Origin of the sequence: Sphingomonas asaccharolytica NBRC 15499 (assembly GCF_001598355.1) — a bacterium.
Taxonomy (GTDB): Bacteria; Pseudomonadota; Alphaproteobacteria; order Sphingomonadales; family Sphingomonadaceae; genus Sphingomonas; species Sphingomonas asaccharolytica.
Genome location: NZ_BCYU01000119.1, coordinates 1 through 8,640 on the forward strand (window position 1 = coordinate 1; position 8,640 = coordinate 8,640).

An 8,640-nucleotide genomic window follows, 5' to 3' on the forward strand; every position below is an offset into this window, starting at 1 on the left:
AAAGCGGGGACCCATCTCGGACGCTCGCCACTGTCACGACGGTCGTGTTCCGTTGATCTTCCGGGAGCTGGGTCCCCGCTTTCGCGGGGATGACGGCCAAGAGGAAGGGCTCTCCGCTTATTTCAGCGGCTTGCCCGAATCCTTCCAGCGGTCGAGGATCTGCGACGCGCCGGGCAGATTGTCTTCGGCCGGCGGCGGCGTTGCGCGGGCGACGCTGGTGTCCTGATATTTGGGCTGGATCAGCGCGATATTGGTGCTCGGCGCGGGCGGTACCGCGAGCCCGGGGACGCCCGGCGCTGTTATCCCCGGCGTATAGGCCGCGAATTGAGTCGATGGCAGCGGCGTGAGCGGCGGGGCGATCTTGGCATGCGGTCCCGGCACCGGCTCGCCGCCGCGATAGCGCGCATTGCTGAACGCGGCGGGCGTGCCCCAATAGCCTTTCCAGCGATGGAAGAAGTGCATGCCGATCGCATCGGTCATCACCAGGCTGCGGTTCCACGACGGCGTCACCGCATAGGTATGATAATGGGTCGCGAGCCCGACTCCCCGGACGACATAACCGTTGAGCGCCTCGAGCGCGTAGCGCCGCGCGCGGTCCATCGCCGAGCGCATCGGCACGCGCGCCATCGACCCGTCGCAGGCATAACTGAACTGGCAGCCGGTGCTCTTTTCCGATCCCTGATAGACCACCCCGCACACGGTCGAAGGAAAGGCCGGGTGGCGGACGCGGTTGAGGATCACCTGCGCGACGGCGCGCTGACCCTCTTCGCTCTCCGACGCTGCCTCGTAATAGATCGCGGTCGCCAGGCAATCGAGCGCGCGCGCTTTGTCGAGCGCGCTGGCGCCGGCCATCGTGAATGGCTGAGCCGGGTGCACCGTGCCGTCGGTGTCGGGGGTCAGATCGGCATTGGCCGGGACCGGCAGATCGGGCAGCGCAGTGGTGCCGGTGGTGCCCGCGGTCGGCGCCGCTTGCTCCTCGGCGACGAAGAACAGGGCTGCGCCGGGGAAATGATCCTCGCTCTCATAACCGATCGGCGGCAGCGGCAGCGGCTCGGCCCTGGTCTGCGCGGCATAATAGGCGATCACCGCTGCCTTGGCCGACACGGCGAGCATGGGCACGCCGACCAGCCCCGCGAGCAGTGCCACGCGAGTCTGCCGGACCGTCCAGTTGCGCCAATCGATCACGTGAAAAAGCGGCCCTTCGAGCATCGCGCGGCGACCATCGCCGGCGCGAAGCGCCTTACCGCAAAAAGCTTACCGAAGCGCCCCCGGAATCCGCCGTGTCCCGGAGCGAAACGATTGATGGTTAATGTAATTTTGCGGGGCGGAGGCGCGGCAACGCCCGCGCCGGTGCGCAATAGCGCACCGCCCCGCACGGCCGGCGGACGGCGTCAGCCGATCCGGCCGACGGCTTTTGCCGGCGGCGCTCTATCCGCGAAAATACGGCGAGATTTTTGAATTCGGCCCGAGCCGAACGAACAAGTGCCGCTCAGGCCTTCTCGAGCGTGCATTGCAGCGGATGCTGGTTCTGCCGCGCGAAGTCCATCACCTGGCTGACCTTGGTCTCGGCGACTTCGTAGCTGAACACGCCGCACACCCCGACGCCCTTTTGATGGACGTGGAACATCACCCGGGTCGCTTCCTCGGTGGTCATGCGGAAGAAGCGCTGCAGGCAGAGCACGACGAATTCCATCGGCGTGTAATCGTCGTTGAGCATCAGCACGCGATACGGCGTGGGCTGCTTGGTCTTCGCGCGGGTGCGGGTGGCAAGCCCGACGCCGGTGCCCTCGTCACCGTCGTTGCCGCTGCCGATCCCATCGGGATCGTTGGCCATCATGAAATCGGGGTTTCGCATATCAGATCGCAAAATATGGCATTGCGGTACGCCGGGGCAAGAGGGTGCGGCGCACGTTAAGTGCTTTTCGTCGTTGGCGGCGAAGCGGAGGACGGATGCCTGGCTAATCTGAGCCGTGGATTGGGGAAATGGCATGTCGGCAAGCTGCCCGATGACCAATGCTCCGCGCAGGGCACATAGTAGCTGTGGTTCAGTTTGCGCGCGGATCGGCAGACTCGATCAACGAAAAGCTGCTCACACAACCATTCTGGTCGAACTCGCCGCCAGCATAATACTGCCCGCGACTGAACTGAGTGATGGCGCGGAATGGGCCGTGAGTTGGGGTCTGAATGACTGTCTCGGGACGCCACCGATTCCGTCTCGCCGCGCTTTCCACTTCCTCAACCCTGAAAGCGCATGCCACATCGTAATTTGTAGGCTTCACCGGCAACCAGGTTAACTCCAGCCGTCTCTCTCCGTGAACACGAGGCTTCAGCAAAACCGGTCGTTTGCCAGGGTGAAATCGTGGCCGACGCCACGCATCGAGAGGAATGAAGGTCTCGCTAAATTGAAGTATAGCGTCCCAGCGTCCATCCTCGCCCTTAAACCGTATCTGATATGTAGCATCGCGAGGATGATCATAAACAGTCACGAGTCTAGGAAGCGAGAATATTCGCTCTACGGCGTCGATGCTTAACGACTCTTCGGGCCGGGCAAGTGCTGAGAGGAGCCGCTGGCCAAGTTGCTTATTGCTATAACTGCAGGACAAAATCAGCGTCGGACGTAATCGAGCGTCCGAGGACGCATCTTGATCTACTATGGCGCATTTGGGCGCCGCGGAATGAACGGACGTCGCCAGATCATTCCCTGGCCAGACCAAGCTGATCAATGCTGCTATGACGAGCATCATAATTGATACGATATATCGTCAAACCGGGAAGCCGCAAGCAAGATTTGGCCGATGGCGGTTTAGTCTACGTTCGTAGGAGCGGATCGACAGCTTTCCACGCTATCTCTGACCTTCGCGTTGAAGGGGCATAGCACGGAGATGCCGTTGGCGCCTGCCCTCACCTTCCCACTCGGCTGCGCCGAGCGGGGCCCTTCCTCTCCCAAGGGGAGAGGAGAGTCGGCCTGCAACCCATGGCCAATCGGCAAACGAAAAGGGCGGCCGCCGGATGGCGACCGCCCTTTCGATGTCTCACCGGAAGGTGAAGGCGGCGCTTACGCGGCGACCTTGATCTTCTCGGCGGCGATCGCGACGCGGTTCGAAATCGGCTTGGCGACATCGCCGGCCAGCTTCAGCATCGCTTCGGTGTTCTTCGAGCTCTCGGCGACGAACGAGTCGAACTGGCCACGGACGAAGTCCGCCTGCAGCTTGAAGAACTCGGTCGGCGACTTGACGGCGGCGAAGCTCTTCAGCGCCGCGGTGGTGCCTTCGAACTGCTTGCGCGCATAATCGGCATAATCCTGGCCGAGCGTCTCGAAGCCCTTGGCCGCGATCTTGCCCGACTCGACGAGCGCTTCGACATTGCCCTTGCCGAATTCGTTCATTTCCTCGAACGCCTTGGCGCTCTTCTCGGCCGCGGCCTTCGCCTTGGTGCTGAATTCCGCGAAATAGGCCTGGCCCTTGTCGGCGGCATTCTTGATGGTGTCGTTCATCTCGATAACTTCCTTTTCGATGGTGGCCGGCGCCTCTTGGGCGGCTGCGGCGACGGTTTCGGTCACTGTTTCGGCAATTTTTTCGACTATTGGGGTCTCGACTGCGGGTGTCTCGACGGGTGCGGTCGCTAGGACGGGCGCCGTCGGCTGCTCTACGGCAGGGGTTTCGGCAACGATCGGAGCGGGAGTAGGGACGGGCTTCGCCTTGACGGGAACCGAAGCCGCCTTGGTGGATTTGGCAGGCGTGCGCTTCACCGGCGCCTTGGCTGCGGGTTTCGCCGCCTTGGTCTCGGGGGTCTTGCTCGCCATAACATCCTCCGCCGCATCATTGCTGCATTGCACAAAATAGTGCTTGGCAAGCAAAGGTCAAGCGATTTTTGTGCAGTGCAACATAACCGTAACGACTGGTGTCTTGGCTGGGTTTCAGCAAGCTGAAACGGATGCGGCACCACCCTTCGCAGCCATTCCAACGATGCTGCGCATCGCCGGAACCTTGGGCTGCTTCGCCCGCTCCCCTAGGCGACCGCGCGCTTGTCGCTGATCAGGTCGTCGGGCGTGCAGAAATGGAGCTTGCCCTTGCCGCCGCCCTTGCAGCGGTAAAGCGCCGCGTCGGCGCAGGAGAGCAGGGTTTCCAGTTCGCGGCCGAATTCGGGCATCACGGCGATCCCGACGCTCGCCGAAATGCCCACCCAATTGCCGTCCGCTTCGTAGGGTACGCTCAATTGCCTGATCATCCGTCGCGCCAGCATTTCGGCTTCGCTGCGGTCGCGGACATGGGTCTGCAAGACGATGAATTCGTCCCCGCCGAGCCGCGCCACGGTGTCTTCGCCCCTGACCAGGCCTTCGAGCCGACGCGAAACCTGTTGCAGCACCGAATCCCCGGCGAGATGCCCCAGGCCGTCATTGACCGCCTTGAACCCGTCGAGGTCGATGAAATGCAGCGCCAGTTGTTCGCCCTCTGCCTCGGCGATCAGGCTGCTTTCCTGAAAGCGCTCGCGCAGCAGCAGACGATTGGCAAGGCCGGTCAGCGCGTCGAATTTCGCCAGCAACGCCATGTCGTGCTCGGCGGTCAGATGCTGGACCGCCGAGCGATAGAGGTGCCTGACCGATTGCAGGCTGAGCATGGTGATCATCGCGACCAGGAAAGCTTCGGCGGCGAACAACGGGGCGTGAAGCTCGATCGGGTTCGGCTCGAGGGCGTGGACGGCGAGCGCGACGACGGTCGGCACGGTCGCGAGCAACAAGCTGATCACGCAGATCACCGGCCGGATCGAAATCCGCGAAACGATACCCGCGCCGAAGCCGAACACCTGGCTCACCGTGATCAGGTGCAGCAGCGGGAAATGGTAGTTGAGGACGTAGACATTGAACAAACCGAGCAGGATCCCGGACGCATAGCTGCCGATCGCATACCGCGATTCCCAGCGGCCAAGCTCGGCGTCGGGGACGGGACGCGCGCGGTGATAGGCGCTTAGGACCAGCAGCCGAACGACCGTCAGCAGGGTCGCGGCCAGCGCCAGGAAGGCGATCACCGGATCATGCCATTCGTTTGCGATGAGACCCGCAATCGCCGCCGTCACGATGCCCATACCGAGAATCGGCAGGCGCATGTCGAACAGCGCGTCGATGAATTCGCGACGCACCGGTACGGGAAGCGGGACTTCACGCAACAGAAGTCCGATGCTCCGCCGCCGATCTCGCGACAAGCGTTGGTCGGATCGTCTCACGCCCCTAGTCTAGTCGGAGTCGGTTAACAGATCGCATCCCGCCGGCTCGGGAAATACACCAGCGATTGAACGATTTACCAGCGCAGAACGCGTGACTGGCCGGCGACCGCCGGGCAAGGCAAGACCGATCGGCCGACTCGTTCCGCGCCCGATCCTATCGCGCGCGGACATACACCCCGGGCGCATCGGCGATCGCGGCGCGCTTCTTGCCCTTGCCGGGCTCGCGCGCGCCTTTGACCTTGACCTCGGTTGCGTCCTGCTCGCGCAGCCAGCCGACCCAGTCGGGCCACCAGCTGCCCTTGGTCTCGGTCGCGCCCGCAACGAATTCGGCCAACGTCGCGGCGGGTTTGGCGTTGGTCCAATATTGATATTTGCCGGCGGCGGGCGGGTTGACCACGCCAGCGATATGGCCCGAGCCCGCCAGCACGAACTTGAGCGGTCCGGCGAACAGATGGGTGATCTTCCACACGCTCTCGGCCGGGGCGATATGGTCCTCGCGCCCCGCCTGGATATAGCTCGGCGTTGCGACCTTGGTCAGGTCGATCGGCGTGCCCGCAATCGCCAGCGCCCCCGGCCGCACCAGCAGATTGTCGCGATAGAGATCGGTCAGGTACGACAGATGCCATTTCGCCGGCAGGTTGGTGGTGTCGCCATTCCAGTGGAGCAGGTCGAACGGCGCGTAATCCTGGCCCATCAGGTAATTGTTGGCGACGTAATTCCAGATCAGGTCGCGTCCGCGCAGCAGGTTGAACGTCAGCGCCATGTAGCGCCCGTCGAGATACCCGTCGGGCGACAATTGCCTGATCATGTCGAGCTGGGCGTCGTCGACGAAATTGAGCAGGTCGCCGGCATCGGCGAAGTCGACCTGCGCGGTGAAGAAGGTCGCGGTCTTCACCTTGTCCGCTTCGCCTTTGGCGGTCAGATAAGCGAGCGTCGCGGCGAGCGTCGTGCCGGCGACGCAATAGCCGATCGCGTGCACCGCCTCGACATCGAGCTGGTCGCGGATCACGTCGATCGCTTCGATCTGGGCGAGCACGTAATCGTCCCAGCTGGTGTCGGTCAGGCTGGCATCGGCCGATTTCCACGACACCATGAACACCGATAGCCCCTGGTCGACCGCCCAGCGGATGAAGCTTTTCTCGGGTGTCAGATCGAGGATGTAGAAGCGGTTGATCCAGGGCGGGAAGATCACCAGCGGCGTCGCCAGCACGGACTCGGTGGTCGGCATATAGTGGATCAGCTCGAACAACGGGCTGCGATAGATCACCTTGCCCGGCGTGGTCGCCAGATTGCGCCCGACCTCGAACGCCTCGGCATCGGTATGCGTCAGTTGCCCCTTGCTCAGATCGTTGAGCATGTTGGACAGGCCCTTGAGCAAATTCTCGCCGCGCGTCTCGATCGTCTTCTGGATCACCTCCGGGTTGGTGAAGGCGAAATTGGACGGGCTCATCGCGTCGATCACGCCTTTGGTAACAAAGCGAAATTGCTCGCGCTGTTTGGGGTCGAGCCCTTCCAGCGCGTCGACCTGTTTCAGCATCTGGTCGGCGATCAGCAGATAGGATTGGCGGATCCAGTCGAACACCGGATTCTGCCAGGCTTCGGACTTGAAGCGCTTATCCTTGACCGGAGCGTCGCCCCCTTCACCCGCCGAGGGATCGAGGAAGCGCTGCCACAATTTGAGGCTGTCCGACCAGAAATCGCCGACGCGGGCCAAGGTCGCCGGATCGTTGAACCCCGGGATCACCGGCACGCCGGCGCCGAGCCCGGCTTCGAGCATCATCTGCTGCGCCCGGCCCATCACCCAGGTCCAGTGCTGCATATCCTCGAGGCTGGGTGCGTCGGTCTGGTCGGCCATCCTTATCGTCCCCCGAAGGTCTGTAGGCGCGCAACGCGCCAGCCATCCTTAAGCCAGCGCCACTCCGCGCGAAAGCGTCCGCCTCCAGCCAACGCGGCAGCTGCGCTTTTGTCTCCGCTTTTCGACACGGACCGCCGCATCCGGAACAACGCGGTTTCGCGGCCCCCCGCTTATGCCCTAAGGAAGAGGCGAAGGGAGTTTTGAATGTCCGACGATTTCTACCGCATCAAACGTCTGCCGCCTTACGTCATTGCCGAGGTCAACGGCATGCGGGCAGCAGCGCGTGCGGCAGGCGAGGACATTATCGATCTGGGCATGGGCAATCCCGATTTGCCGCCGCCGCAGCACGTCATCGACAAGCTCTGCGAGGTCGCGAAAAAGCCCGACGCGCACGGCTATTCGCAATCCAAGGGCATTCCCGGGCTGCGCCGCGCCCAGGCCAATTATTATGGCCGCCGCTTCGGCGTCGATCTCGATCCCGAGACCGAAGTCGTGGTGACGATGGGGTCGAAGGAAGGGCTGGCCAGCCTGGCGACCGCGATAACCGCGCCGGGCGACGTCGTGCTCGCGCCCAATCCGAGCTACCCGATCCACACGTTCGGCTTCATCATCGCCGGCGCCACGATCCGCGCGGTGCCGACCACGCCCGACGAGCATTATTTCGAGAGCCTGGAGCGCGCGATCGCGTTCACCGTGCCGCGCCCGTCGATCCTGGTGGTCAATTACCCGTCTAACCCGACCGCCGAGACGGTCGACCTCGCTTTCTATGAACGCCTCGTCGCCTGGGCGAAGGAGAACCAGGTCTGGATCATATCGGACCTGGCCTATTCGGAGCTGTATTTCGACGGCAAGCCGACCGTGTCGATCCTCCAGGTCAAGGGCGCCAAGGACATCGCGATCGAGTTCACCAGCCTGAGCAAGACCTATTCGATGGCCGGCTGGCGGATGGGCTTCGCGGTCGGCAACCGCAAGCTGATCGCGGCGATGACGCGGGTGAAATCCTATCTCGATTACGGCGCCTTCACCCCGATCCAGGCCGCCGCCTGCGCCGCGCTCAACGGGCCGCAGGATATCGTCGAGAAGAACCGCCAGCTCTATCACAAGCGCCGCGACGTGCTGGTCGAAAGCTTCGGCCGCGCCGGCTGGGACATTCCCAGCCCGCCGGCGAGCATGTTCGCCTGGGCACCGCTGCCGCCCGCGCTTACGCACTTAGGCAGCCTTGAGTTCTCCAAACAATTGCTGACTCACGCCAAGGTCGCGGTCGCGCCAGGGGTGGGATATGGCGAGAATGGGGAAGGGTACGTGCGCATTGCGATGGTCGAGAACGAGCAGCGGCTCCGCCAGGCGGCACGCAACGTGCGGCGTTACCTGCAGTCGATGGGAGTCAACACGCCGGCGAGCAATAGTGGCTGAACGGGCGCACCCCGTTCTTCCCTTTTCGGTCCGCCCGCTGGAGCGTGCTGCGAATAGGTGGACTCCGGCTATTCGCACTCAAGCACGCGATCACAGGGAAACTGGGGCTGGCTGTGTTTCCACCGAAACACAGCCCGCTCCAGCCGTGGCGG

6 protein-coding genes are annotated in these 8,640 nt (G+C 63.3%); 1 reads left to right on the plus strand and 5 read right to left on the minus strand.

The features are described from left to right. Positions 1-117 precede the first annotated feature (117 nt). The 5 genes from SAS01S_RS20480 to SAS01S_RS20500 all read right to left on the minus strand — a co-directional run bounded on the left by SAS01S_RS20480 (position 118) and on the right by SAS01S_RS20500 (position 7,075). Positions 118-1,146, minus strand: a complete 1,029-nt coding sequence (locus SAS01S_RS20480) for a cell wall hydrolase (RefSeq protein WP_245657040.1) — start codon at positions 1,144-1,146, stop codon at positions 118-120. Positions 1,147-1,489: 343 nt separating this feature from the next. Further along, positions 1,490-1,834, minus strand: coding sequence for an ATP-dependent Clp protease adapter ClpS (gene clpS / locus SAS01S_RS20485; RefSeq protein WP_066812856.1), 345 nt, complete (start codon positions 1,832-1,834; stop codon positions 1,490-1,492). A gap of 1,221 nt (positions 1,835-3,055) precedes the next feature. After that, positions 3,056-3,802 (minus strand): phasin family protein, encoded by a 747-nt coding sequence (locus SAS01S_RS23305; protein ID WP_066812857.1) that lies wholly within the window; start codon positions 3,800-3,802, stop codon positions 3,056-3,058. Positions 3,803-4,008: 206 nt separating this feature from the next. Further along, on the minus strand, positions 4,009-5,163 hold the full coding sequence (locus SAS01S_RS23200) for a GGDEF domain-containing protein (RefSeq protein ID WP_245657041.1): 1,155 nt from the start codon (positions 5,161-5,163) through the stop codon (positions 4,009-4,011). A 211-nt stretch (positions 5,164-5,374) separates the two neighbouring features. Continuing rightward, complete coding sequence (locus tag SAS01S_RS20500) at positions 5,375-7,075, minus strand: PHA/PHB synthase family protein (protein ID WP_066812854.1); 1,701 nt, start codon at positions 7,073-7,075, stop codon at positions 5,375-5,377. Positions 7,076-7,279: 204 nt separating this feature from the next. On the opposite strand from SAS01S_RS20500, the gene SAS01S_RS20505 reads away from it, so the two are divergent. Next, positions 7,280-8,488: an LL-diaminopimelate aminotransferase gene (locus tag SAS01S_RS20505; RefSeq protein ID WP_066812855.1), complete on the plus strand. Its 1,209-nt coding sequence runs from the start codon at positions 7,280-7,282 to the stop codon at positions 8,486-8,488. Positions 8,489-8,640 lie beyond the last annotated feature (152 nt).